Annotated in this window: 22 protein-coding genes; 7 read left to right on the forward strand and 15 right to left on the reverse strand. The window is 73.1% G+C overall.

The window, feature by feature from the left end:
• Positions 1–25 precede the first annotated feature (25 nt).
• The 6 genes from acpP to WMF33_RS22855 all read right to left on the reverse strand — a co-directional run bounded on the left by acpP (position 26) and on the right by WMF33_RS22855 (position 4,307).
• Complete coding sequence (acpP, locus tag WMF33_RS22830) at positions 26–274, reverse strand: acyl carrier protein (RefSeq protein WP_020736512.1); 249 nt, start codon at positions 272–274, stop codon at positions 26–28.
• Between the two features lie 150 nt (positions 275–424).
• Positions 425–1,171, reverse strand: coding sequence for a 3-oxoacyl-ACP reductase FabG (gene fabG, locus WMF33_RS22835; RefSeq protein ID WP_437339105.1), 747 nt, complete (start codon positions 1,169–1,171; stop codon positions 425–427).
• Between the two features lie 6 nt (positions 1,172–1,177).
• Positions 1,178–2,119, reverse strand: coding sequence for an ACP S-malonyltransferase (fabD, locus tag WMF33_RS22840; protein WP_437339106.1), 942 nt, complete (start codon positions 2,117–2,119; stop codon positions 1,178–1,180).
• Positions 2,120–2,292: 173 nt separating this feature from the next.
• Complete coding sequence (locus WMF33_RS22845; RefSeq protein WP_437339107.1) at positions 2,293–3,288, reverse strand: beta-ketoacyl-ACP synthase III; 996 nt, start codon at positions 3,286–3,288, stop codon at positions 2,293–2,295.
• A gap of 94 nt (positions 3,289–3,382) precedes the next feature.
• Positions 3,383–3,577 carry a 50S ribosomal protein L32 gene (rpmF, locus tag WMF33_RS22850; protein WP_020736516.1) on the reverse strand — a complete coding sequence of 65 codons (195 nt, stop codon included), beginning with the start codon at positions 3,575–3,577 and terminating at the stop codon, positions 3,383–3,385.
• Between the two features lie 4 nt (positions 3,578–3,581).
• Entirely contained in the window at positions 3,582–4,307 is a 726-nt protein-coding gene (locus tag WMF33_RS22855) for a YceD family protein (RefSeq protein WP_437339108.1), read from the reverse strand.
• Between the two features lie 107 nt (positions 4,308–4,414).
• Between WMF33_RS22855 and WMF33_RS22860 the strand changes: the two genes are divergently transcribed.
• From WMF33_RS22860 to asnB, 7 genes are all read left to right on the forward strand, one after another.
• The gene (locus WMF33_RS22860) at positions 4,415–5,749 is read left to right on the forward strand and encodes a hypothetical protein (RefSeq protein ID WP_437339109.1); all 1,335 of its coding nucleotides are present in this window, start codon (positions 4,415–4,417) and stop codon (positions 5,747–5,749) included.
• A 154-nt stretch (positions 5,750–5,903) separates the two neighbouring features.
• Positions 5,904–6,467, forward strand: a complete 564-nt coding sequence (pyrR, locus tag WMF33_RS22865) for a bifunctional pyr operon transcriptional regulator/uracil phosphoribosyltransferase PyrR (RefSeq protein WP_020736519.1) — start codon at positions 5,904–5,906, stop codon at positions 6,465–6,467.
• 8 nt (positions 6,468–6,475) lie between these two features.
• Positions 6,476–7,441: an aspartate carbamoyltransferase catalytic subunit gene (locus WMF33_RS22870; RefSeq protein WP_061625357.1), complete on the forward strand. Its 966-nt coding sequence runs from the start codon at positions 6,476–6,478 to the stop codon at positions 7,439–7,441.
• Positions 7,442–7,667: 226 nt separating this feature from the next.
• Positions 7,668–8,642 carry an NAD(+) synthase gene (gene nadE / locus WMF33_RS22875; protein WP_437339110.1) on the forward strand — a complete coding sequence of 325 codons (975 nt, stop codon included), beginning with the start codon at positions 7,668–7,670 and terminating at the stop codon, positions 8,640–8,642.
• Positions 8,643–9,028: 386 nt separating this feature from the next.
• Entirely contained in the window at positions 9,029–9,289 is a 261-nt protein-coding gene (locus WMF33_RS22880; protein WP_061625355.1) for an acyl carrier protein, read from the forward strand.
• A gap of 21 nt (positions 9,290–9,310) precedes the next feature.
• The gene (locus WMF33_RS22885) at positions 9,311–10,903 is read left to right on the forward strand and encodes a class I adenylate-forming enzyme family protein (RefSeq protein ID WP_437339111.1); all 1,593 of its coding nucleotides are present in this window, start codon (positions 9,311–9,313) and stop codon (positions 10,901–10,903) included.
• 1 nt (position 10,904) lies between these two features.
• Positions 10,905–12,923, forward strand: a complete 2,019-nt coding sequence (asnB, locus tag WMF33_RS22890; RefSeq protein ID WP_437339112.1) for an asparagine synthase (glutamine-hydrolyzing) — start codon at positions 10,905–10,907, stop codon at positions 12,921–12,923.
• Between the two features lie 46 nt (positions 12,924–12,969).
• Here the strand turns inward: asnB and WMF33_RS22895 are convergent, their stop codons facing one another.
• The 9 genes from WMF33_RS22895 to WMF33_RS22935 form a co-directional block, all read right to left on the reverse strand.
• Positions 12,970–14,193, reverse strand: coding sequence for a lipoprotein receptor (locus WMF33_RS22895; RefSeq protein ID WP_437339113.1), 1,224 nt, complete (start codon positions 14,191–14,193; stop codon positions 12,970–12,972).
• Positions 14,193–15,149 carry a PEGA domain-containing protein gene (locus tag WMF33_RS22900; protein WP_437339114.1) on the reverse strand — a complete coding sequence of 319 codons (957 nt, stop codon included), beginning with the start codon at positions 15,147–15,149 and terminating at the stop codon, positions 14,193–14,195. Before WMF33_RS22900 ends, WMF33_RS22895 begins: the two co-directional genes overlap by 1 nt.
• Positions 15,150–15,211: 62 nt before the next feature.
• Complete coding sequence (locus WMF33_RS22905) at positions 15,212–16,744, reverse strand: serine/threonine-protein kinase (protein WP_437339115.1); 1,533 nt, start codon at positions 16,742–16,744, stop codon at positions 15,212–15,214.
• A 239-nt stretch (positions 16,745–16,983) separates the two neighbouring features.
• Complete coding sequence (locus tag WMF33_RS22910; protein WP_437339116.1) at positions 16,984–18,357, reverse strand: tetratricopeptide repeat protein; 1,374 nt, start codon at positions 18,355–18,357, stop codon at positions 16,984–16,986.
• An 86-nt stretch (positions 18,358–18,443) separates the two neighbouring features.
• Positions 18,444–18,965, reverse strand: coding sequence for a hypothetical protein (locus tag WMF33_RS22915; protein ID WP_437339117.1), 522 nt, complete (start codon positions 18,963–18,965; stop codon positions 18,444–18,446).
• A gap of 65 nt (positions 18,966–19,030) precedes the next feature.
• The gene (locus WMF33_RS22920) at positions 19,031–20,044 is read right to left on the reverse strand and encodes a collagen-like protein (RefSeq protein ID WP_437339118.1); all 1,014 of its coding nucleotides are present in this window, start codon (positions 20,042–20,044) and stop codon (positions 19,031–19,033) included.
• A 434-nt stretch (positions 20,045–20,478) separates the two neighbouring features.
• Positions 20,479–21,843, reverse strand: a complete 1,365-nt coding sequence (locus WMF33_RS22925) for a M16 family metallopeptidase (protein ID WP_437339119.1) — start codon at positions 21,841–21,843, stop codon at positions 20,479–20,481.
• Entirely contained in the window at positions 21,840–23,291 is a 1,452-nt protein-coding gene (locus tag WMF33_RS22930) for a M16 family metallopeptidase (protein ID WP_437339120.1), read from the reverse strand. The genes WMF33_RS22925 and WMF33_RS22930 overlap by 4 nt, the downstream gene beginning before the upstream one ends.
• Positions 23,292–23,314: 23 nt before the next feature.
• Complete coding sequence (locus WMF33_RS22935; protein ID WP_437339121.1) at positions 23,315–23,962, reverse strand: hypothetical protein; 648 nt, start codon at positions 23,960–23,962, stop codon at positions 23,315–23,317.
• Positions 23,963–23,975: the final 13 nt, after the last annotated feature.

Raw genomic sequence — 23,975 nt, forward strand, 5'->3', positions numbered from 1 at the left:
CGCGTCCGGTAGGGCGGTGGGGACGCTACTTCTTGGCATTCCTTTCGATGTAGTCGACCGCATCCTGGACGGTCCGGATCTTCTCCGTGTCCTCGTCCGGAATGTCGATCTCGAACGCCTCCTCGAACGCGAGGACAAGCTCCACCAGGCCCAGCGAATCGGCGCCCAGATCGTCGATGAAACTCGCTTCAGGCTTGATGTCCTTCTCGTCGACGTCGAGCTGTTCCTTGATGATTCGCTTTACTTCGGCCGTGATGTCGCGACCTTCAGCCATGGTATTCCTCCCGGGAAAACGGACCCCCTAGTAGCCCATCGCCATGGGCGTTGCACCATCGAATTACCTGCGACCGTCTTTTTCGTGTGCGCCTGGTTTGCCGCCGAGCGGACGCCTGGCTGGCTGCCGACGTCTCCCCGACGAGCGCGCTCAGACGTACATGCCGCCGTTGACGCGCAGCGTCTCGCCCGTCACGTAGCTGGCCTCGTCGGAGCACAGGAATGCGATCGCCGCGGCGACCTCCTCCGGCCGGCCCGTACGCCCGAGCGGGACCATCTTCGTCAGCCCCTCTTTCATCTCAGCGCTGATCGTCGTCGTCATGTCGGTGTCGATGAAGCCTGGCGCCACCGCGTTGATGGTGATGCCGCGCCCAGCGTACTCGCGGGCGAGCGACTTCGTCACGCCGAGCAGGGCCGCCTTCGTCGCGGCGTACGCCGCCTGGCCCACGTTGCCCATCTCGGCCACGACGCTGGAGAGGAAGACGATGCGCCCCGTGCGCGCGCGCATCATCACCTTGGTCGCGGCCCGGGCGCACGCGATCGCGCCCTTGACGTTGACGGCGAAGAGGCGATCCAGGTCCTCCTCCTTGATCCGCAGGAGCAGCCCGTCGATCGCGATCCCCGCGTTCGCGACGAGGATGTCGAGCCGGCCGAGGCGCTTCGCCGCCTCGGCGATGGCGGCCTCGGTCGCCTGCAGGTTCGCGACGTCGAAGCCGAGCGCCTCGGCCTTGCCGCCGCGCGCGGTGATCGCCTCGACGAGCGCGCGCGCCTCGGCCTCCCCGCGCACGTAGTTGACGATCACGTGCGCCCCCTGCGCCGCCAGCGCCTCCGACGCGGCCCGCCCGATCCCCCGCGATCCACCCGTGACGATCGCAACTTTGCCCGTAAGGTCGAACATCGATGCCTATGCCTCCGAAAGGAACGCGCTCACGCGCTCAATCCCCGCCATGTCGCTCACGCTGAGCACCTTGATCTGCTTCGTGATCCGCTTCACCAGCCCGGCGAGCACCTTGCCAGGGCCGATCTCCAGGGCGTGCGTGACGCCGTCCTCGGCCATGCGCTCGATCGTCCGCATCCACTGCACGGTGCCGTCGACCTGGCGCAGGAGGAGCGACCGCACCCGCTCCGGATCGGCGTTCGGCGCCGCGTCGACGTTCGCGATCACCGGGAAGGCGAGCGGCCTCAGCTGGGTGCGCTCGAGCTCGGGGCGCAGGCGCTCGGCCGCGGGCCGCATCAGCGCACAGTGGAAGGGGGCGCTCACCTTGAGCGGGATCGCCTTGCCGCCGCGGGCGACGGCGAGCTCGCCGGCCCGCGCCACCGCGCGGCTGTGGCCGGCGATCACGATCTGCCCCGGCCCGTTGTAGTTCGCCGGCGCGACCACCTCGCCCTGCGCCGCCTCCGCGCAGATCGCGAGCACGACGTCCTGCTCGAGCCCGATGAGCGCGGCCATGGCCCCCTCGCCCGCCGGCACGGCCTCCTGCATCGCGGCGCCGCGGATCCGGCAGAGGCGCACCGCCTCCTCGATCTCGAGCGCGCCGGCGGCGACCAGCGCGCTGTACTCGCCGAGCGAGTGGCCGGCCGCGTAGAGCGGCGGGTCGAGGTCGGGCAGGTGCTCGATGAGCGCCGCGGCCACGGCACAGCTCGTGGCGACGATGGCGGGCTGGGTGTTGCTCGTCTTCGTCAGCTCCTCCATCGGCCCCTCGAAGCAGAGCCGCGAGATCGGCTCGCCGAGCGCGGCGTCCGCGCGCGCGAACGCGCCGCGCGCCGCCGCCGAGGCCTCGGCGAGGGCCTTGCCCATCCCCACCTCCTGCGCCCCTTGCCCTGGAAACAGCCAAGCGATTTTCACGTTTGTCCTCACTTCCAAGCGGGGGACGCGGACGTCGGTCCGTCCCCGAACCACGTCACGAGGCAGGCGCGCGCGCGCCGCTCACATCCCCGCTCATGCCGGCGCGCCGGGCGAGCTCGGCCGCCCGGACGCGCAGATCTCGACCCCGACGCCGGCGCGCGCGCATGGCCCCCTCACATCCGGACGACGGATGCGCCCCAGGAGATGCCAGCGCCGAGCGCGCAGAACAGGACGTTGTGGCCCGGCTTGATGCGCCCGTCGCGGACCGCCTCGTCGAGGGCGATCGGGATCGAGGCGCTCGAGGTGTTGCCGTACTCCTCGATGTTCAGGACGAACCGATCCAGCGGGAGGCTGAGCCGCGCGGCGACCTGGCTGATGATCCGCAGGTTCGCCTGGTGCGCGACGACCCAGTCGACGTCGGTGGCCGACATGCCCGCCGTTTCGAGGGCGATCAGCGAGGCGCTGGAGAGGTTCTTCACGGCGACCTTGAAGATGTCCTGCCCCACCATGTGGACCTTGTTGCGGTTCTGCTCGAGGCCCTCGGCGGTGAGCGGCTCGGCCGTGCCGCCGCCCGGGATGACCAGCGAGCTCGCGAGCCCGCCGTCGCTGAAGATCCGCGTCGAGACGATGCCCCTGCCGTCGCCGGACGCCGGCCCGAGCACGACCGCCCCGGCGCCGTCGCCGAACAAGACGCACGTCGTGCGATCCTTCCAGTTCAGGATGCGCGAGAGCAGCTCGACGCCGACCACGAGGATGTTCCGGGCCACGCCGTTGGAGATGAACTGATCGGCGATGGTGAGCCCGTAGACGAAGCCCGCGCAGGCCGCCGAGATGTCGAACGAGGGGATCTCCTGGACGCCGAGCTTCTGCTGCACGTGCACCGCGCACGCGGGCATCGGGCTGTCGCCGCTGATCGTCCCGACGATGATCATGTCGAGATCGGCGGCGGAGAGCCCGGCGGACGCCAGCGCGGAGCGGCCGGCGGCGGCAGCCATATCGCTCGTCAGCTCGCCCTCGGCGGCGATGTGGCGCCGGCGGATCCCGGTCCGCTCGCTGATCCAGCTGTCGGAGGTGTCGACGATCTTCTCGAGATCGGTATTGTGCAGGACCCGGGCTGGCGCGTAGCTGCCCGTCCCGAGGATGCGGCTCTTCGGCCGCGCGGCGCTCATGCGAGGCCCCCTCGCACGCCCGCGTGGGTCAGCGCCGCGCCCGGGTGCGCGGGCGCAGCGCTCGCGCGCCCCGGCGTCCGCGCACCCGCCCCGGTCATGTGGCCGCGGTCGCCTTGGTCGCCTTCGCCTTGCGCCCGTTGTAGTGCCCGCAGGCGCCACAGGCGCGGTGCGGGAGCCGGGCTTCCCCGCAGTTCTCGCAAGAGACGAGCTGGACGGGGGTCACCTTGTCGTGGTTGGCGCGCCGCATGTCGCGCTTGCTGGGGGTGGTTTTCCTCTTGGGGACGGCCACGGAGCTACTCCTTCTTGGTCTTCTTCTTCGGTGTCCCGGCCTTGGCCGGGGAGGTCGAGGCAGGTTGCGCGCGCCGGTCAGAGCCGCCGGGCTTCTGTCCAAGCTTCTCTCGGAGCGCGCTGAGCGGCGCGAGCCGCGGGTCGAGGCCTGGGGCCTCGTCCTCCTCCGCCGCCCCGCCGGCGAGGGTCGAGGAGCCGCCTTCGCGGTCCTCTCGGGACGCGGCAGGACCGATACCCGGGCAAGCCTCGGAGCACAAGGGGAAGTTCGGCATCTCGAGGAGAATGGCTTCCCGGATGAACGGATCGAGCACCACCGTCTCGCCGTCATACGTGTCGACGTCGGCCTCCTCGGCCGTGAACTCGTATTCGGGCTCCTTGGCCTTGGCCCCCGCCTTCGCCGCCCCGTTGCGGCCCCCGTCGTCCCGCCGGTGACCGTGCCCGTGGGCCTCGGCCTTCGGCGCCGGACGCAAGAGGAGCGAGAGCTCGGCGTCGATGTCCAGCGCGGCGGGCGACAGGCACCGCGCGCACGGCGTGGCGACCGGCGCCTTGACGCGGCCGCGTACGACGATCTCGTTCCCCGTGCGGGAGAGGCGGGCGGTGAGGTGGCCGGGCGCGCGCCCGGCGACGTCGGCGTCGGCGAGCTCTGCGCTCAGCCAGTCGGCGGGCAGCGGCGTGTCCAGCGAGAGGCCGGAGATGTCGATGTCATTGGCGGAGACGGCGATCTGGGACATGGGTTCCGGGCCAGTGAAAGCGGAGCGTTTAGCGCGGGGTGCGTTGGCTCGCAAGACCGAGCGCGAGCCGCCGCCGCGGCGGGGCCGCGTGGTAGCGTCGCCCCCGCATGGACCGCAGCGCCACGCCCGAGATCCCCCCCGCGGGCGCCGCCGGCGAGCGACCGGAGCCTTCGGGAGGGGCCCCGCGGGCGAGCCGGCGCGCGGCGATCGCGCTCGCCCTCTACGCGCTGGTGACGCTCGTGTACGGCGCCAGCGCCTCGCGCGAGCTCTTCGCGGTCCACACGCCCTTCAACCACTACGCGCTGCTGGCCGAGGCGTGGCTGCACGGCCGCCTCGACCTCGGCGGTCCGCCGCCAGCGTACGCGGGCGGCAACGACTTCGCCGTGTTCGGCGATCGCACCTACGTCAGCTTTCCCCCCTTCCCCGCCGTCCTCATCGCGCCGCTCGTGAAGCTCGCGGGCAGCGCCGAGCGCGTGCGCGACGGGCAGTTCTTCCTGGCGTTCGCCGGCGTCGGCCCGGCCGTCCTCTTCCTCGCGCTCGAGAGGCTCTCGGCGTCGCGGCGCAGCCGCCGCACGCAGGCCGAGAACGCCGCGCTCGCGCTGCTCTTCGCGCTCGGGAGCGTCTACTGGTTCAGCGCCGTGCAAGGGACGGTGTGGTTCGCGGCGCACGTCGTCGGCGTGGCGCTCGCGTGCATCTACCTGTACTGCGCGCTCGACGCCGCCCACCCGCTGGCCGCGGGCCTCGCCCTGGGCCTCGGCTTCGCGACCCGCACGCCGCTCGGCTTCGCCCTGCCGCTGTTCCTCTGCGAGGCGCTCCGCGTCGGCCGCTCGGATCCGCGCGCCCTCGCCCGCCGGCTCGCCCTGTTCGCCGCGCCGGCGGCGCTCGTCCTCGCCGCGCTGCTCTGGCACAACCACGCGCGGTTCGGCGACGCGGCCGAGTTCGGGCACCGGTACCTCCACATCGCCTGGCGCGCGCGGATCGAGAAGTGGGGGCTCTTCTCGTACCACTACCTGCCGCGCAACCTCGCGGTGGTGCTCACGAGCTTGCCGTACACCCACGCGCAGGGCGCGCCCTTCCAGATCAACGCGCACGGCCTCGCGCTCTGGGTGACGACGCCGATCTACGCGTGGGCGCTCTGGCCCCGGCGCACGCCGCCCGTGTTCTGGGCGCTCGCCGCCACGGCGGCCGCGGTCGCGCTGCCGAGCCTCTTCTACCAGAACAGCGGCTGGATCCAGTTCGGCTACCGCTTCTCCAACGACTTCGCGCCGTTCCTCTTCGCCATGATCGCCGTCGGCGGCCGCCGCTTCGGCGCGCCGTTCTACGCCCTCGGCGCGGCCGCGATCGCCGTGAACGCGTTCGGCGCGCTCACGTTCCAGCGCGGGGGCTTCGAGCGGTTCTATTTCCTCGAGCGCACCCAGCGCGTCCTCCACCAGCCGGATTGACCGCGCCGGCGCCGCCGCGGCGCCGCGCCGGTCGTCCCCGCCGCCGCGCGAGGGCCCGAAGGCGGCGCGCCCCCGCGGGCGAGCGGGCGATCCGGCGGGCGGCGCACGCGGGCCTTGGGTGCAGGGCGCTCGCTGTGCTAGCCCTCGCCGCGCCATGGAAGCTCTGCTCGACCCGGCCGCCATCGGGCGCGGCCTGCGGCGCATCGCGCTCCAGATCGCCGAGCGCGGCCGCGGCGTGGACGATCTGGCGCTCATCGGGATCCGGCGGGGCGGCGAGCCGCTCGCCAAGCGGCTCGCCGCGCTGCTCCTCGAGATCGAGGGGCAGGCGCCGCCGGTCGGCGCCGTCGACATCACGCTCTACCGCGACGACGCCGCGACCGCCCTGCCGAACCCGCGCATCGGCCCCAGCCACATCACCTTCCCCGTCGACGGCCGGCGCATCGTGCTGATCGACGACGTGATCTACACCGGCCGCACCATCCGCGCGGCGCTCGACGCGGTGCTCGACTACGGGCGGCCGCAGCGGATCGAGCTCGTCGCGCTCGTCGATCGCGGCGGCCGGGAGCTGCCGATTCACCCCGACTACATCGTCCGCGCGGTCGAGCTCGCCCCCGGGCAGCGCGTCGACGTGGTGGAGCGCGCTGGCGAGCTCTGGGCTCTCGTCACCGCCGCCGGCGCCAAGATCTCGGAGCCCCCCTCTCCCCCGGAAGGAACGTAAGCGAGCGCATGAGGAGGATTTACCCGCACCGACACCTGCTCGGCATCGAGGGGCTGACGCGCCCCGAGATCGTGGCCCTCCTGGACGCCGCCGAGTCGCTCTTCGACGTCTCCCGGCGGAGCGTCCGCAAGGTGCCCACGCTCCGCGGCAAGACGGTCGTGAACCTGTTCTACGAGCCCTCGACGCGCACGCGGACGTCGTTCGAGCTCGCGGGCAAGCGGCTCAGCGCCGATGTGATCAACATCAGCGTCTCCACCTCGAGCGCCGTCAAGGGGGAGTCGCTCCTCGACACGGTGCAGAACCTCCAGGCGATGCAGCCCGACGTCCTCGTCATCCGGCACAGCGCGTCGGGCGCGCCGCACCACATCGCCGAGCGCACGCGCGCCGCGGTCGTCAACGCGGGCGACGGCACGCACGAGCACCCGACGCAGGCGCTGCTCGACGCGTTCACGATCCGCCGCGCCAAGGGGCGGCTGGAGGGGCTGGAGGTCGCCATCTGCGGCGACATCGTCCACAGCCGCGTGGCCCGCTCGAACGCGCACCTGCTCACGACGATGGGCGCGCGGGTCCGGTTCGCCGGGCCGCGCACGCTCTTGCCGGTCGCGGGCGAGTCGCTCGGCGCGACGATCTACGACCGGATCGAGCCCGCCCTCGAGGGCGCCGACGTGGTGATGATGCTGCGGGTGCAGCGCGAGCGGCTGAGCGGCAGCTTCCTGCCCAGCACGCGCGAGTACAGCCGCACCTTCGGGCTGAGCCCGGCCCGGCTCGCGCTCGCCAAGCCGGACGCGATCGTGATGCACCCGGGGCCGATGAACCGCGGCGTGGAGATCGATCCGCGCGTCGCGGACGGCCAGCAGAGCGTCATCCTCGACCAGGTCGAGGCCGGCGTCGCGGTCAGGATGGCGGTGCTCTGGGTCCTGGCCGCGGAGGCCAACGAGTTCTCCGCGACCGGCGAGCCGCGGCCCGCGGTCTGACGCCGGCCGCGCGGCCGCGTCAGCGTCAGAGCGCGGCGAACGGGCCGCGCGCCCGAACCATCACGAGCGGACGGGAGGGAGCGGCGCTCCGGGGGCGGACGCGCTGTCTCCTCGTGCCGTTCCCTCGTGGCCGCGCGGGCTTGCGGCGGCCCGCGGCGAACGGGGTTCCCTGCCGCGCCGCGTTTGAATACGCTGGTCCATCTTTTTGAAAGGGTGGATGCCAACCATGTTTTCGCGAGACGTCCTCAAGATCGATGCCCCGGCGGTAGCGCAAGAGATCGAGCAGGCCATCCGGGATCAGGTATTCGGTACGCTGCGGCGGCGCGGGGCCGTGGTCGGGATCTCGGGCGGGATCGACAGCTCCGTCGTCTCGACGCTGTGCGCCCGCGCGCTCGGCAAGGACAAGGTGCTCGGCATCTTCATGCCCGAGCGCGACACCTCGGACGACGCGCTCCGGCTCGGCAAAATGCTCGCCGAGCACCTCGGCATCGAGTCGGTCATCGAGAACATCAAGCCCGCGCTCGCCGGCCTCCGCTGCTACGAGCGGCAGGACGAGGCGATCCGGATGGTCTACCCGGATTATACCGAGAGCTGGAAGTTCAAGATCACCCTGCCCTCGATCCTCGAGAGCGACCGGCTGAACGTCTCGCAGCTGACGGCGCAGCCGCCCGGCGAGGAGCCGCGGGTGAAGCGGATGCCGCTGAACGCGTACCTGCAGCTCGTCGCCGCGACGAACTTCAAGCAGCGCATCCGCAAGATGATGGAGTACTACCACGCGGACAGGCTCAATTACGCCGTCGCCGGCACGCCGAACCTGCTCGAGTACGATCAGGGCTTCTTCGTGAAGCAGGGCGACGGCGCCGCGGATTTCAAGCCGATCGCGCACCTGTACAAGAGCCAGGTCTACGCGCTCGCCGAGCACATCGGCGTCCCCGCCGACATCCGCAGGCGCGCGCCGACGACGGACACGTTCTCGCTGCCGCAGGGACAGGACGAGTTCTACTTCGCGCTCCCCTACGACAAGATGGACCTCTGCCTCTACGCCTACAACAACAAGGTACCGGCCGCGGAGGCGGCGCCCGCCGTCGGCATCACGCCGGAGCAGGTCGAGCGCGTGTTCAAGGACATCGAGGCGAAGCGCCGCGTGGCGCAGTACCTCCACGCGCAGCCGCAGCTCGTCCGCGATTTGAGCCACGCCTGACGATCCGCGCCCCTCGCGCCGCGCGCCCGACGCCCACGACACACGCGCCCGACGGCGCTGCTCCGGGCGCGAAACCGACCGGAAACATGGCGGCCAGCGTGCGCGAGAAGCGTGCGCGAGATCAACAAGGCCAACTAGGACGTGAGCGGCAGGGCGCGCTCGCGCGAGAGCGCCCCACGACCACGACGGACTCGCGACGAGATCGCCAGTCGCGACTCTCACCTCGGCAGCGCCCATCCCGCGGCGGCCAGCGCCGGACAGCGACGGGACAGGGCCCTCGGGCGATCCGCGCGACGCGCTGGGACGCGCGCTGGGGCGCGCGCGCGGCTCCTCCGAGTGTCCTCGACAGGTAAGCCTGGGGGGTGATAGACGTAGAAGTTAACTCCATGAGCACTTCCAGCATCGAATCGACGATTCGCAACTTCCTGGTCGCCTCGTTCGGATACAGGGGCGCTACCGCCGATCTGGGGGCCGAGGTCCCTTTGCTCGATCAAGGAATCCTCGACTCGACGGCCGTCCTCGAGATCGTCCAGTTCCTCGAGCAGGACCTCGGCATCCAGGTCGCCGACGAGGAGATGGTGCCGGAGAACTTCGGCTCGATCGCCCGCCTCGTGACCTACGTCAACGGGAAGAAGAGCAGCAACTAGCCCGAACACCCCGGGGGGCGCATGAGCACGCAGCACACCGCTCGCCGCGATCCGCGCTCGGATCGCTTCCTCATCGACTCCGCGCTGCGATCGTTCGCCGCGTCGCGCCCCGACCACGTCGCGCTGGTCGCCGAGGGGCGGCGGCTCACGTACCGCGAGCTCGACGCGCTCGCCGACCGCTGCGCCGCCCTCTTCCGCGCGTCCGGCGTGCAGCGCGGCGATCGCGTGATGATCGCGCTCGACAACGGCGTGGACGCGGTCGTCGCCTACTACGGCACGCTCCGGGCCGACGGGGTGCCGTCGCTGCTCGGCACCGCGATGCGACCCCGGCGCCTCGGGCAGGTCATGGAGCTCGCCGAGCCGCGCGCGCTCGTGGCGGCGCGCAGCATGCGCGATGGGCTCGCGGCCGTGGCCGAGCTCCCGCCCGCCGCGAGGCCGGCGGCGACGTTCCTGAGCGGCGCCGCGCCCCCGGCCGCCGCGGCCGGCCCCTCGCCAGAGGCGCGCGACTTCCAGGAGGCGCTGGCCGGCGCGCCGAGCGAGGCCCCCGAGCGCCGCGCGATCGAGCTCGACCTCGCGACCCTCTGCTGGACGAGCGGCAGCACGGGCGAGTCGAAGGGGGTCATGCTGACGCACCAGAACCTCCGCAACAGCAGCGCGGCGATCGGCGCGTACCTCGAGCACACGGCGGACGACGTGATCCTCTGCGTGCTGCCGCTGTCGCACACCTACGGGCTCTTCCAGCTGCTCGTGACGCACGCGTTCGGCGGGACCGTCGTGCTCGAGAAGGGCTTCTCCATGCCGTGGCCGATCGTCCAGAAGCTGGCCGACGAGCGCGCCACCGGCTTCGCGGGCGTGCCGACGATCTTCGCCTCGATGCTGTCGCTCAAGAACTTCGCGAAGGCGGACCTCTCGGCGCTCCGTTACATGACGAACGCCGCGTACGGGCTCCCCGCGCCGCAGCTCCTGCGCCTGCGCGAGCTCCTCCCGAACGTCTCCTTCTTCGCGATGTACGGCCAGACCGAGTGCACGCGCGTCTGCTACCTGCCGCCGTCGCTGGCGCTGGAGCGGCCGTCCTCCGTGGGCATCGCGATGCCGAACGAGGAGCTCTGGATCGAGCGGGAAGACGGCACGCGGGCGGAGCCGGGCGAGGTGGGCGAGCTCGTCGTGCGCGGGCCCAACGTGATGCGCGGCTACTGGAAGAACCCCGACGCGACCGCGCGCGCGCTCCGGCCGGGGCCCCTCCCGGGCGAGGTCGTGCTCCACACCGGCGACCTCTTCAAGATGGATGAGGAGCGGTACCTCTACTTCGTCGCGCGCAAGGACGACATCATCAAGACCCGCGGCGAGAAGGTGAGCCCCCTCGAGGTCGAGTCCGCGATCTGCAAGGTCCCGGGCGTGATCGAGGCGGCGGTCGTCGGCGTGCCGGATCAGGTGCTCGGCGTCGCGGTGAAGGCCGCCGTCGTGAAGGCGGAGGGCGCCGCGGTGACGGCCGACGACGTCCGCAAGAAGGTGCGGTCCGAGCTCGACGAGGTCGCCGTGCCCAAGTTCGTCGAGTTCCTGGACGCGCTCCCCAAGACGGCGAGCGGCAAAGTCAAGAAGAGCGAGCTCATCTGATATGTGCGGTATCGCCGGCCTGATCAACCTACGCTCCGACGCGCCGAACCCCGACCGCGACCTGGCCCTCAGGATGGCGCGGGCGCTCCGCCACCGCGGCCCCGACGGCTTCGGCATCTACCGCGATCGCCACGTCGCGCTGGCCCACGCCCGCCTGTCGATCATCGACCTCGACGGCGGCTGGCAGCCGATGGCCAACGCCGAGGAGACGCTCTGGGTCTGCTTCAACGGCGAGATCTTCAACTACATCGAGCTCCGCGAGGAGCTCACGGCGAAGGGCCACCACTTCCGGACCAAGAGCGACACCGAGGCGCTGATCCACGCCTACGCCGAGTACGGCGAGGCCATGGTCGACCGGCTGAACGGCCAGTGGGCGTTCGTCCTCTGGGACGTGAAGCGGAGGCGCGCCTTCTTCTCGCGCGACCGCGTCGGCATCAACCCGCTCTTCTGGACGGTCCACCGCGGCGTCCTCCGGTTCGCCAGCGAGGTGAAGTCGCTCTTCCAGGACCCCACCATCCCCCGCGCGATCTCCCGCGACGGGCTCGACGAGGCCCTGACGTTCTGGGCGCCGGTCGCCCCGCTCACCCCGTACGAGGGCATCCAGCAGATCCCGCCGGGCTCGGTGGCGACGCTCGATCTCGATCGCGACGTGGCGCCGCGCGTCTCGATCCGCTTCCGGCCCGAGTTCCCCGTCGAGCGCGCGCGCGGGTCGGTCGGCGACGAGGCGGCGCTCGTCTCGGGCGTGCGCGAGGCGGTCCGCGGCGGCTCGACGATCCGCCTGCGCGCCGACGTCCCCGTCGGCAGCTACCTGAGCGGCGGGCTCGACTCGACGATCGTCGCGGCGCTGATCGCCTCGAACCGCGAGGTGCCGCTGCGCACGTTCTCGGTCGAGTTCGCCGAGCGCGAGTTCGACGAGGCCGAGCACCAGCGCGACGCCGTCGCGCACCTCGGCACGTCGCACGCCTCGATCCAGTGCGGCGACGCCGACATCGCCCGCGTCTTCCCGGACGTCGTCTACCACGCCGAGTCCCCGCTCCTGCGCACCGCCCCGGCGCCGCTGTTCATCCTGGCGCGCCTCGTCCGGCAGAGCGGCTACCGCGTGGTGCTGACCGGCGAGGGCGCCGACGAGTTCTTCGCCGGCTACGACATCTTCCGCGAGGACCGCGTCCGCCGCTTCTGGGCGCGCCACCCGGACAGCAAGCTCCGGCCCCAGCTCCTCCTCCGGCTCTACCCCTACCTGCAGCGGTCGCCGGTCGCGCAGGTCGAGATGGCGAAGGCCTTCTTCGGGCGGAACCTCGCGCAGACGGGCGACCCGTTCTACTCCCACCGCCCGCGGTGGGACGCCACGAGCCGCATCAAGCTGATGCTCGACCCCGCGATGCGCGAGGGCGTCGCCGACACCGCGGCCGCCGATCGCCTGAGGGAGCAGCTGCCCGCGGACTTCATGCGCTGGACGCCGCTCGCGCGCGCGCAGTACCTGGAGATCGCGACCCTGCTCTCGGGCTACCTGCTCTCCTCGCAGGGCGAGCGCATGATGATGGCGAACTCGGTCGAGGGTCGCTTCCCGTTCCTCGATCCCAACGTGATGGACGTGGCGGACGCGCTGCCGGACGCGCTCAAGCTCCGCACGCTCGACGAGAAGCACGTGCTCAAGCGCGCGATGGGCGACCTCTTGCCGCCCGGCGTCCTCGCGCGGAAGAAGCAGCCGTACCGCGCGCCCGTGGTGCAGCCGTTCTTCGGGGGCGGGTCGCCGGACTACGTCGAGACGTGCCTGTCGCCGGACGCCATCAAGGACGCGGGCATCTGGCAGCCGCAGCCGGTCGCGTCGCTGGTCGCGAAGTGCCGCAAGACGGGCGGCAAGTCGATGAGCAACACCGACGACATGGCGTTCTGCGCCATCCTCTCCACGCAGCTCATGGCGCGCGACATCATCCAGGGCGCGCGGGTCGTCTCGGCCGCCGACGACACGTCGGGCCGGCTGGGCGTCGACGTCGACCGGCTGCGCGACGCCGCGGGCTGATCCCGCGCGCCCGGCGGCCGGACGAGGCGGCGCCGGGCGCCCCTCCTCAGAGGGGCCGCTTCCGCACCCCGCCGGCGCCCTGCTCCTCCACCCAGAACACGAACCCGCCGTGGAGCGCGATCCCGCGCGGGCTGCCGCCCTCGTGCAGCACCTGTTGCCGCCCCGAGCCGTCCTTGCGCTTGCGCAGGACGCGGGGGGTCCCCTGATCGGTCCAGTAGACGAAGCCGTCCTCCGCATCGTCCACGGCGATGCAGTCGGGGGACGGGTGCGCCACGTCGTCGTCGTCGGGCGTCCAGAGCGCCTCCGGCTGCCCCGCGCGGTCCTTCCGCGCCCGCATCACGGCGACTCCCGCGTCGCCGTCGTTGCCGCCGCGCGGGCTGTTGGTCCAGTAGACGAACGCGTCATCGACGGCGATGGCGTACGGGAACGACTGGTTGTCCGCCAGCCTGTCCGTCTGGCCGTTACTTCGCCGCGTCCGGTTCACCGTGCCGCGCGCGCTCCGATCGACCCAGTACACGAACTCCTCGTCGAGCGCGATGAGGTGCGGGGACGCGCGCTCGTCCTCGTGGAACCGGTCGTCCGGCCATCCGTCGGGCATCGTGATCTGGCCGATGAGGCTCCCCCTCCCGGGCATGCCGATGCCGGCCGAGCGCTGGGACCAGAACACCTCCCGGTCGTCCGCCGCCACGCCGAGGGTCGCGAAGTTCGAGTCGAAGATCTCCTTCGGGTCCTCTGCTCCCTCGCGATCCACCCACATGATGTTCTTGGCGTTGAGGTTGGCCCAGAAGACGCCGTGCTCGTTGACCGCGATCCCGTACGGCGTGTTCTGCCCGTCGGCGAGGAGCGTGACCGGCCCGCCGTTGACCGGCACCTTCTGCACGCTGCCGTTCGCGCTCTCGCCGGCCGTCCAGTAGACCTCATCCAGGTAGATGAAGAGGTGCCTCCCGTTCGCGTCGTCCGGGGTCGGGTACCCGCGCGCGATCTCCGTGACCCCGCTGCAGCTGCCGTCGCGGCACGTCCCGCCGTTCAGGCACACCGCGCCGCAGGCGCCGCAGTTCAGGGGGTCGGCGTCCACGCTCATTTCGCATTCGCCGTCGCCGTCGCAGTCCGCCAGGCCGGCCGCGCACCCCGAGGACCCGCCGGAGGACCCGCCCGACGAGCTCGCGCCGTCCCCTTCCCCCACCGCGAAGTCCCCGAGCAAGCTCGTGCACGCGGGAGCGATCGCGACGGCAACGCTGAGCATCAAGCCGACCCGGAACGCGTGGCGCATCAGAAAGTCCCCTTCGCTCCCGCGGAGCCGAGCCCGATCACGGGCGTGATCGATATCCCGGCGCGCTGCGGCGAGCTCGGCGCCGTGAGGAGAAGAAACGTCCCGACGCCGACGCCCGCGGCGCCGACCGCGAACCCGATCGTCGAGAGGGTGCCCATCGCATGGTAGCTGTCGACGTCGCCCTGGAGCGACGGGTCGCACCGGTCGGCAGGGCAGCGGTCCGAGAGGTCGCGGTGCTTGCCGATCGCGAGCACGCCGCCCACCGCGCCGGCCGCGAGGCCGACGCCGCCGAGCCCCAGCGCGGCGATCCCCAGGACGGTGCGGGTGCTGCCCCCCGAAGCAGCGCCAGGGCCCGCGTCGGGCGCCGGCGCGACCGGCCGGGGCGGCGCGGGCGGCGGCGGCGCGAGCGGCTTGAGCTCGAGCGCGACGGTCTCGCTCGCGCCCTCCGCCAGGGTCACCTTCGCCTCGACCGGCGCGAACCCCGCCGCCTCGGCGCGCACGGTGTGGTCGCCGGGATCGACCGGCCGCTTGACCCCGAGCGCGGCGCGCGGCACGGGCTCGCCGTCGATCGTGACGGCGGCGGTCTCCGGCCCGCGCACCGAGATGAGCACCTGCGGGATCCGGGGCGCGAGCGCGTCGAGCTCGCGCTGGGCCGCCGCGATCGCCTCGAAGAACTGCTCGGGCGATTTCTCCGGCGCCCCCTCGCGGACGATGCGGCTGTACGACTCCTGCGCCGCGATCCACGCGCCCAGGCCCACCTGGGCGCGCGCGACGCCGAGCAGCAGCGTCGGGGCGTGGATGATGGCGTCGGCGCGGCGGAACCGATCGAGCGCGGCGGAGAAGTCCTTCCGGTCGAGGGCCTCCTGGCCCTCCACGGCGAGCGAGCGCGCGGTCGCGCGATCGGCGTCCGAGACCTGCGCCAGCGCGGCGGGCGCGCAGGTCAGCGCGAGCAGCAAGGAAGCGATCCCTAGTCGACGAGCCATACGAGCGAGGTGTGTGCGAGGTGCTGCGGTGAACTTCAGATGCCGAAGTCCGTCGGCTTCGGCTTACGGCGCGCGCTGCCCGCCGGCGCCGGGGCGCGCGGCCTCGCCGGAGCGGGCTGCGCCGCGGGCGCGCGCGGGCCGCGCGGCGCCGCCGTCGACGTCGGGGGCGCCGGCGCGGCAGAGCCGGCCGCCGAGGCGGGCGGCTCTGGCTCCTTCGCCGGCGCGGCGGCCGACGCCACGGCGTCGGGCCCCGGCGGCGCGCCGGGCGCCGACGGCATCGACGACGGCGGCGCCGGCTGCGCGAGCGGCTCGGCCGGGGCGGTGGGGCCCGCGCCGCGCAGGGCGAAGAACCCGACGGCGGCGAGGACGACCGCGCAGGCCCCCGCGGCGGCGAGCGCCCGCCCGACGATGGGCCGCCGGATCGGGGGCGACACCACCGAGACCAGCGCGCTGGCGGTGTGCGACCGCATCTGGCGGCCCGCCGCCTCCGCCTCCCCCGGCGAGGCCACCGTCCTGCCGGAGCTGGCCGAGATCCGCTCGGCCTCGGCCTCCGACGAGGCGACCAGCGTCGCCGCGTCGGCGAGCGACGGCGCGGCGCTGTCGGGCCCCGGGTCGACAAGCGTGGCGCTCTCCTTCGACCGCGGCGAGAACCCGAGCTCCACCGAGATGCGCTCGCCGGACGGCCGGAGCGGGCCGACGATGCTCGTCCTCGACTCGAAGCTGTCGCTCGCGACGTCGAGGGCGACCGCGAGCGCGTCGCAGAACTCCTTCGCGCTCTGGAAGCGGGCCTCCGGCTCGCGCGACGCCGCGCGGGCCCACCAGGCGTCGAAGCCGGGCGGCACCGGGGCGAGCTGCGACGGCACGGGCAGCGGCTTCACCATGATCTTGAGGAGCAGATCGCCGAACGCCTCGCTGTTGAACGGGAGCTTGCCGGTCAGGCACTCGAACACCACGACGGCGAGCGACCAGAGGTCCGAGCGGTGATCGATGCTCTTGGTCCCCTGCGCCTGCTCCGGGCTCATGTACGCGGGCGTCCCCAGCAGCGAGCCGGTCTTCGTCGTGGAGGTGACCCGGGGCGTGCTGTCCTTCGCGATGCCGAAGTCGAGCACCTTGGCGATCTCGCGGTCGTCGTCCCGGACGAGGAAGATGTTGGCCGGCTTGAGGTCGCGGTGGACCAGGCCGGCCGCGTGCGCCCGGGTGAGCGCGCGCGCCACCTGCGCCGTGATCGCCATCGTGTCGTACGGGTCGAGCCGCCCCACGCGCTGGATGCGGGCGTCGAGGTCCTCGCCGTCGAGGTACTCCATCGCGATATACGGCGTCCCTTGCCACACACCGTGGTCAAGGATCTGCACCACGTGGGGGCTCCGGATCTGCGCTGCGACCTTCGCCTCCCGCTCGAAGCGGAGCCGCACCTCCTTCGAGACCCCTTGCGCGTGCATGAACTTGATCGCGCACGGGATGTCGAGGCCGATGTGCTGAGCGAGCCACACCGAGCCCATCCCGCCTTGCCTGAGCGGACGCACCAGGCGAAAGCGATCGGCAACGGTGTTCCCCGCGGCGGGTGTCACGGAGCCTCCCAGACCTTCTCGGATATCACAGATGGCCGTCCAGGGTCACGTTTGCGCCGTGAAAAACCGCATCCGGACGACGTCGCCGCGGACGCGGCTTGTGCCGCGCGTCACGAAGCGCGCGGGTCATCGGGCGCGCTGTCCTAACGCGCCTCGGGCGCGCTGTCCTGATGCGCCTCGGGCGCGCGCATCGTAACGCGCCTCGGGCGCGCGCATCGTGACGCAAGCCAAGCGCGAGCCTAGCGCGAGCCCGAGCTCGCCGCGGGCTCCTGCGGAGGCCGCCGCGCGCCGGACGGAGCCGGAGGCGCGCTGCCCCCGCCCGCGGCGCCGAGCGGCGTGCCCGTCGTCTGCGCGAGCTTCTGGCCCCGCGGATCGTCCGGGAACGCGTCGATGAACTTGCGCACGTGGTGGCGCGACTCCTCGAGGATGCCCGCGCGGAACGTCAGGAGCGCGAGGTTGTAGCGCGCGTCGGCGTTCCTCGGATCGGCCTTCAGGGCGGCGAGGTAGCCCTGGCGCGCGCCGTTGTAGTCGCCGCGCTTGTCGGCGACGAGCGCGAGGTTGTAGAGCGCCTCGGCGTCCGAGGGATCCTGCTCGGCGAGCGGCGCGAGGCGCGCCCTGGCCCCGTCGAGATCCCCGGCGAGGATCGCGAGCGCGCCCGCGAGGAGCTGCGCCTTCCGGCCGGCGCCGGCCTCGATCGCGCCCTCCGCCTCGGCCCGGGCCTCCGAGAGGCGGCCCTCGCGCTGGAGCGCGAGGGCGAGCGCGTAGCGGAGCCGCGACGGATCGCCGCCGTCCTCCAGCGCGGCCTGCGCCTCGGCGCGCGCGCGCTCGGGGCGGCCGGCGACGGCGAGCGCCTCGGCCAGGACGGCGCGCGCGCTCTTCTGCTCCGGGCATCGCTCGCGCGCCGCCTCCGCGTCGCGGAGCGCGGCGACGGCGTTCCTGGAATGCAGCCTCGCCTCGGCGCGGAGCGAGAGGCAGGCGCACGTGGCCGGCGCCGCGGGCGCGGCCGCGGCGGGGTGCATCTTCAGGCAGCGCGCCGCGACCGCGTCGAGCTCGTCGAGCTTGCGCCGCTCGCGGGGCGGCCTCGCGAGCTCGTCGACCGCGCGCAGGTGCGCGCCGTCGCGGCGCAGCGCCGCCCACCACATCCGCTCGGGCGACCCGAGCAGGGGCGCTGCCCCGACCAGCTGGACGGCGCCGAGGCCGATCACGACGATGGCCGCGCCCATCCGCCGGTGCTTGAAGGCCGAGCCGAGCCACTGCTCCGCCGCGGCCGCGGCGAGCGTCGCGAGCGCCGCCCACAGCGGCACGGCGACGAGCACGGCCCCCTGCGCGAGCGGCGCGCGGGGCCCGCGGTAGTAGAGCGGGACCGCGAGCGCCGCCGCGATCGCGAGCCAGAGCAGCGCCGCGCCGTTCCTGGCGAGCCGCGTGTCCAGCCGCGCGGCGAACCACGCCGACAGGCCGAGCGCCGCCGCGAGCGAGGCCGCCGAGAGCGCGCCGGAGAGCGCGAGCGCGGACGGCGGCAGCGGCTCGGGCGAGAGCCACGTGGGCGCGATCGCGAGGACCGCGAGGTGCAGCGCGCGGCTCAGGTGCAGGGCGAGCTCGGCGAGCCAGGGCACGGCGTGACCTTAGCCCACGGCCCCCCGCGGACCAACCGGCGCCCGGGCGGCGCGGCGTCGGCCAGCGCTCCGCGGGGGCGGCGCGCTCACGGCAGGACCATCTCGATCTCGACGGCGACGCGCGTCCCGGGCGGCGGCACGCCGATCCCGAGCGGGATCATCCGGAGGCACTGCGCGGCGTCGGGGCGCTCCATCCCTCGCACCTCGCTGATGCCGCGGGCGATCTCTTTCCCGGACTCGTCGAAGGTCATGCTGAAGAGGTACTTGGCGCGCGGCGGCGCTGGGTTCTTCCGGACCGAGGGCTCCCAGCACCGCTTCAGGAATTGCGGCCGCCGCGCCTCGAGCGCCTTCACGGCGTCCGCCTCGACGCGCTTGTAGAGCTCGCGCGGCAGCGCCGGCGGGGCCGCGGCCGGTGCCGGGTGAGGTTGCGACGGAGGCTGTGCGTCCGCCGGCGCCGGCGGGGACTTCACGGAGGCGGCCGCGGCCTCCGCGCCCGCGGGCGGCGGCCCGGAGGAGGGCGCCGGGCGCTGGAGCCCCAGGTAGAGACCCGTCGCGATGACGACGCTGCCGAGCAGGATCGCCGCGGGGGTCATCAGCTCCTTCTGCATGGTGGAGATCGCCGTCCAGGCGCCGCGCAGGCCGCGCGGCGCGGGGCTGGCCGCCCCGCCCGACCTTACTCCATGGCGACGACGGCTGAGGTGTAGGAATAGTCGTTGTTGGTCCAGAACGGGCTCTCGGAGCTCCCGCAGAGGCCCACGTTGTACTGGCCGGGGGGCAGCGAGAGCACCGCGCTCAGCCCCATGCTGACGCTCGTGTTCGCCGGGACCCGGAGCGCGTACACGCCGGTCCCGGTCGGGTGGATGTCGCCGAGCGGCTGGATCTGCTGGGAGCAGATCCAGAGAAAGAGCCGGTCCGCGGGGGACGCCGCGGCGCCGAGCGCCTTGTTGGACACGACGAAGACGCGTTGCCCCAGGTCGGTCACGCTCACGGTGGCAGGCGCAGCGAGGAACTGCAGCGTGGCCCGCGGGTCGGCGCCCACGCCGGAAACGGAGGTGCTCGAGACCACGCCAGGCGGCCCCGGCGGCCCTGCCGTCCCCGGGAGACCCGGCGGCCCCGGCTCGCCCGGCGGCCCTGGCTCGCCCGGCGGCCCTGGCTCGCCCGGCCCACCCGGCGGCCCCGCAGGCCCGATCGGACCGGCGGGGCCGGGCGGGCCCTGCAGGCCGACCGGGTCGCCGACCCACATGCCGCCGCTGTCGATGACGAGGCGGCCGCCGACCGAGATGGAGCTCGGCGTGATGGGGCCGGCGACGTTGCTGGCCAGGAGCGCGTACGGGACGCTCGCGATCCTGGCGCGCGGGGTCATCTCGGGATCGTCCCCCACCCGGATCCCCAGGTAGCGCGCCGTGCCCTCGAACACCGGCTTGTCCACCGGCGTGAGCTCGCCGAGGTCGACCGAGAAGTACCCGTGGTCGAACGTGACGGTGTGGATCTCGCTCCAGATGGGCACGGCGGCGTCGACCGCGTCGTAGAACGCGAACACCACCTCGAGCGTGTCGTCGATGGGCCGTCCTGCCGCATCGAACAGGCGCCCCTGGTGGGTCATCGTGATCGGGACCGCCGCGGCGGCGGGCCCGGAGAGCGCGGTCGCCGCCGCGAGGACCAGCGCGTTGATCGTTCGTGCCTTCATCGCGAGCTCCCGTCGTTCGCCCTCGCGAGCCGGTGCCAGGGAGCGCCGCGGCGCACGTCGCGCGCGGGACGAGCGCGGCCCGGGGGGCCGGAAATCCTCGGGCGCGGCGAGCTCTGCCCTGTCTCGCGAAGGAGCAGCGCCTTCGATGCCGGAGGTCACCGGCCGGTTGCGGTCGCGCTCGCGTTGGTAGTGGTCGAATTGGAACCTGAAGGCGGGAAGAAAACCCTAATGATCTTCCCGCCTTCCCGCCTTCATGTGGGCTCTCTTTGGGCAAAGTTGACCGCTACGCGGCGTCGCCTGGGCGGCGCCGCCGCGGGCCGAGCGTCCGGGCCGGGCGTCCGGGCCGGGCGCGCGCCCGGCGCGCGGGGGTGCGCCTCGAGCGGACGCGCCCCGCCGCTGCGCGGGCGAGGCCGCCGGAGATCGCCGGCGCCGCGCTACTCGAGGTCGAACGGCTCGACCTTCACCTCGGTCAGCCTCGCGACGGCGGCGGCGACCGCCTCGCCGATCTCCGCGTGGGTCCCGACGACGCCGATCACGAGATCGTCCTCGGAGATCCGGCGCCGCACGGCGGCGTTCGCCTCCTCGAGGGTGACCTCCTCGACCCGCTTCAGGTAGGTCTCGTGGTACCCCTCCGGCAGGTCGTACAGGATCTCCTCGAGCTTCTGGTGCACGCGCTTCCTCGCGGTGTCGATCTCGAACGCGTGGGAGCGGACGAGGTAGCGCTTCACGAACGTGAGCTCGTCCTCGGTGATCCCGTCGCGCCGGAGCGCCTCGAGCAGGCCGAGCTCCAGGGAGAGGCACGCGGCCGCGTCCTGCGCCGCGGGCGCGGTCCACATGGTGAAGGCGTCGCGATGCCGGTCGAAGCCCGCCCGCGACGAGGCCCCGTACGACCAGCCGCGCTTCGCCCGCACCTCCTGCATCAGCCGCGACGAGAAGGTGCCCCCGAAGGCGGTGTTCGCGACGAGGAGCGCCATGTGATCCGGGTCGTGCGCGTCGGTGCCGAGCCCGCCGATGACCATCTGCGTCTGCGTCCGCTCGGGTTTGTCGACGAACACGAGGCACCGCCCCGGCCTGGCCGGGGGATCCGTCACCGGATCGGGGATCGCCTCGCCCTCGGGCAGGCCGGACAGGAGGCGCTCGGCGACCCGGTGCGCCTCGCCGGGCTCGATGTCGCCCGAGATGGCCACGAGCGCGTTGCGCCGCGTGTAGTGCCGCGCGTAGAACGCCGCGACGTCGTCGCGCGTGATCTCCCGCAGCGTCGGGATGGTGCCCGCGATGCGCCGGCCGTAGGGGTGCCCCGCGAACAGGGTCCGCCGGAAGGCGCGGCTGCAGAGCGCGCGATCGCTGTCGCGCGCCTCGATGAGCTCGGCCTCGGCCTCGCGCAGGAGCCGCGCGAGCTCGGGCGGCGAGAACGTCGGGCGCGCGAGGAGCGTGGCCCCGAGCTCGATGAACTTGTCGAGCGAGCGCTTGATCACCTCGAAGTGCACCGTGGTCGCGCTCGTCGCCACGTCCGCGCCGAACTCCCCGCCGAGCGCGTCGATCGTCTCCTCGATCTCGTTCGCGCTGTAGCCCTCCGCCCCGCGGCGGAGCATGCGCGCCGTGATCCGGGCGAGCCCCTCGCGCCCCACCGGATCGTGCGCCGAACCGGAGCGGAACGCGACCACGATGCTGACGATGGGGAGCGCGTGGCTCGTCTCCACGAGCACCGCGCCGTCGTGCGGCGCGACGCGCGCGCCCGGCGCTCCCCTGCCCTGCCCCTCGGCGCCCCACGCGACGGCGCCCTTCACGCTCTGGGTCACGATGCCTCCTCGCTCTCCGCGTCCTCGCCGCCCTCGCCGCCCTCGTCGTCCTCGTCGCCCGACCCGTCCGGGATCACGTGGATCACGGTCCGCGCCGACGTCACGAGGTAGCGCCGCGCCACGCGCAGGAGATCCCCCACGGTCGCCCGCCGGTAGGCCCCGAGCCGCTCGAACAGGGCCGCGGGATCGCCGAGCACCGTCTCGTAGAAGCCGATCTGCTCGGCCTTGCCGGCGACGGTCTCGAGCCCCTGCAGGACCGAGAGCTCGATGCGCGCCTTCGCCCGGTCGAGCTCCGCCTCGGCGACCGGGGCGCGGCACACCGCCTCGAGGAGCGGGTCGAGGGCCGCGAGCAGCTCGTCGCCGGTGTGGGCGCCGCGGGCCGACAGGTAGATGTCGTACAGCGCGGGGTCGCGGAACGAGCCGACCCAGCCGCGGATCTCGCTCGCGATCTCCTGCTCCTGCACGAGCGCGCGGTGCACGCGCGACGACCGCCCGGCGAAGAGGATCTCGTTCAGCAGCACGAGGGGCGCGTGGTCGAAGTCGCCGAGCGCCGGCGAGCGGTAGCCGATCGCGACCTTGTGCGTCGCGGTCGGCTTCGCCACCTCGGCGCGGCGCTCGGCCACCTGCGGCGGCTCGGGGCACACGTCCTCCACCGGGAGCTTCGACGGCTCCTGCGCGCCGTAGTGGTCCTGCACCGCCCTGAGCGCCTGATCGAGCGCGACGTCGCCCACGATGACCAGCGCCGCGTTGTTGGGCGCGTAATACGTCCGGTAGAACTCGACGCAGTCGTCGGTGGTGAAGCCCTTGATGTCCGCCATCCAGCCGATGGTGGGCCACCCGTAGGCGTGCTTGGTGAACGCCTCCTTGTAGAGCAGCTCGCTCACCGCGCCGTCGACGTCGTCGTCGACCCGCTGCCGCCGCTCGTTGGCGACGACCTCCTTCTCGCTCGACACCTGGGGGTCGCGGAGGACGAGCCGCGCCATGCGCTCCGCCTCGAGGCGGAGGGTGAGCTCGAGCGCGTCCTTCGGCAGGTTCGTGTGGTAGTACGTCCAGTCGAGGAACGTCGCCGCGTTCGTCTCGGCGCCGGCCTCCTCGAGCATCCGGTCGAACGCGCCGTGGGCGACGCTCTCCGTCTCGCCGAACATGAGGTGCTCGAACAGGTGGGCGATGCCGGTCTTGCCCACGCGCTCGTGGCGCGAGCCGACGCCGAACCAGGTCTGCAGGCAGACCACGGGCGCCGAGGCGTCGACGAGCACGAGCACCTTGAGCCCGTTGCCGAGGAAGAAGCGCTCGACGCGCATGGCGGGGCCGAAGGCGATGGTGGCGTCGTGGCGCAGCCGGGCGAGCGGCGGGCGGTTCTGGTTCAGCTCGGCGAGCATCTCGGCGAGCGGATCCGGTCGAGGGAGCGCGTTGGCGCCGGGGACCGAGTAGGCAAGCGTCTCCTGCATGGCAGACGCAGCCCATACCACGCTCAGCGCCGCGGCGCTGCGTGGCACAGGACGTCGTCCGGATCCCGCGTCGACTGGTGGCACTCCCACAGCGAGTCGTGGCAGGAGACGACGAGGATCCCGGCGTCGTACGCCGCCTTGAGAGACGAGCCTGCCCGCTGCGCGAGCAGGTTCGACGGGGTGCGCTCGGTGCACCCCTTGCCCATGTCGACCTCGATCTTCCGGTTCCCCTTGGTCGCCTTCACCGGGTCGGGCGGCGTCTTGCCCTTGTCCGCGGTGCGCGCCGCGGCGGCGAGCTTCGGCAGGATGCCCTCGAGGTAGGCCTTGTCCACGAGGGGATCGGTCGGCTGCGGCGACACCATGGCGAGCGTGTACTGGATCGCCATCATCTGCTGCTCGGCCGGCGCGCTCGGCTGGATCGGCCCGCTCGAGCCAATCGGGACCGGCCGCGGCGGCATGTCCCGCTTCGGGGCCTGCGCCGTCGCGGGGGCCGGGGCGGCGCTCGGCGCCGCCGGCGCGGCGCTCGCCGCGGCCTCCGGCGCGGGAGCGGCGGGAGCCGAGGCGGACGCCCCCGGCGCCGGGGCGCGCGGGTCGTCGCACGCGAGGACGGCGAGGGCGAGGACAGGGAGCGCCGCGCGGCGAGCGCGCGGGCGGGCGGGGGCGGGCTGCATGGGCGGCTTATAC

The organism is Sorangium sp. So ce394, assembly GCF_051474665.1.
Taxonomy (GTDB): Bacteria; Myxococcota_A; Polyangia; order Polyangiales; family Polyangiaceae; genus Sorangium; species Sorangium cellulosum_D.

Coding starts and splice junctions, on each gene's coding strand:
- acpP (WP_020736512.1), bottom strand. CDS start 274: ATGGCTGAAGGTCGCGACATCACGGCCGAAGTAAAGCGAATCATCAAG.
- fabG (WP_437339105.1), bottom strand. CDS start 1,171: ATGTTCGACCTTACGGGCAAAGTTGCGATCGTCACGGGTGGATCGCGG.
- WMF33_RS22845 (WP_437339107.1), bottom strand. CDS start 3,288: ATGAGCGCCGCGCGGCCGAAGAGCCGCATCCTCGGGACGGGCAGCTAC.
- WMF33_RS22855 (WP_437339108.1), bottom strand. CDS start 4,307: ATGTCCCAGATCGCCGTCTCCGCCAATGACATCGACATCTCCGGCCTC.
- WMF33_RS22860 (WP_437339109.1), top strand. CDS start 4,415: ATGGACCGCAGCGCCACGCCCGAGATCCCCCCCGCGGGCGCCGCCGGC.
- pyrR (WP_020736519.1), top strand. CDS start 5,904: ATGGAAGCTCTGCTCGACCCGGCCGCCATCGGGCGCGGCCTGCGGCGC.
- WMF33_RS22870 (WP_061625357.1), top strand. CDS start 6,476: ATGAGGAGGATTTACCCGCACCGACACCTGCTCGGCATCGAGGGGCTG.
- nadE (WP_437339110.1), top strand. CDS start 7,668: ATGTTTTCGCGAGACGTCCTCAAGATCGATGCCCCGGCGGTAGCGCAA.
- WMF33_RS22880 (WP_061625355.1), top strand. CDS start 9,029: ATGAGCACTTCCAGCATCGAATCGACGATTCGCAACTTCCTGGTCGCC.
- WMF33_RS22885 (WP_437339111.1), top strand. CDS start 9,311: ATGAGCACGCAGCACACCGCTCGCCGCGATCCGCGCTCGGATCGCTTC.
- asnB (WP_437339112.1), top strand. CDS start 10,905: ATGTGCGGTATCGCCGGCCTGATCAACCTACGCTCCGACGCGCCGAAC.
- WMF33_RS22895 (WP_437339113.1), bottom strand. CDS start 14,193: ATGCGCCACGCGTTCCGGGTCGGCTTGATGCTCAGCGTTGCCGTCGCG.
- WMF33_RS22915 (WP_437339117.1), bottom strand. CDS start 18,965: ATGCAGAAGGAGCTGATGACCCCCGCGGCGATCCTGCTCGGCAGCGTC.
- WMF33_RS22920 (WP_437339118.1), bottom strand. CDS start 20,044: ATGAAGGCACGAACGATCAACGCGCTGGTCCTCGCGGCGGCGACCGCG.
- WMF33_RS22930 (WP_437339120.1), bottom strand. CDS start 23,291: ATGCAGGAGACGCTTGCCTACTCGGTCCCCGGCGCCAACGCGCTCCCT.
- WMF33_RS22935 (WP_437339121.1), bottom strand. CDS start 23,962: ATGCAGCCCGCCCCCGCCCGCCCGCGCGCTCGCCGCGCGGCGCTCCCT.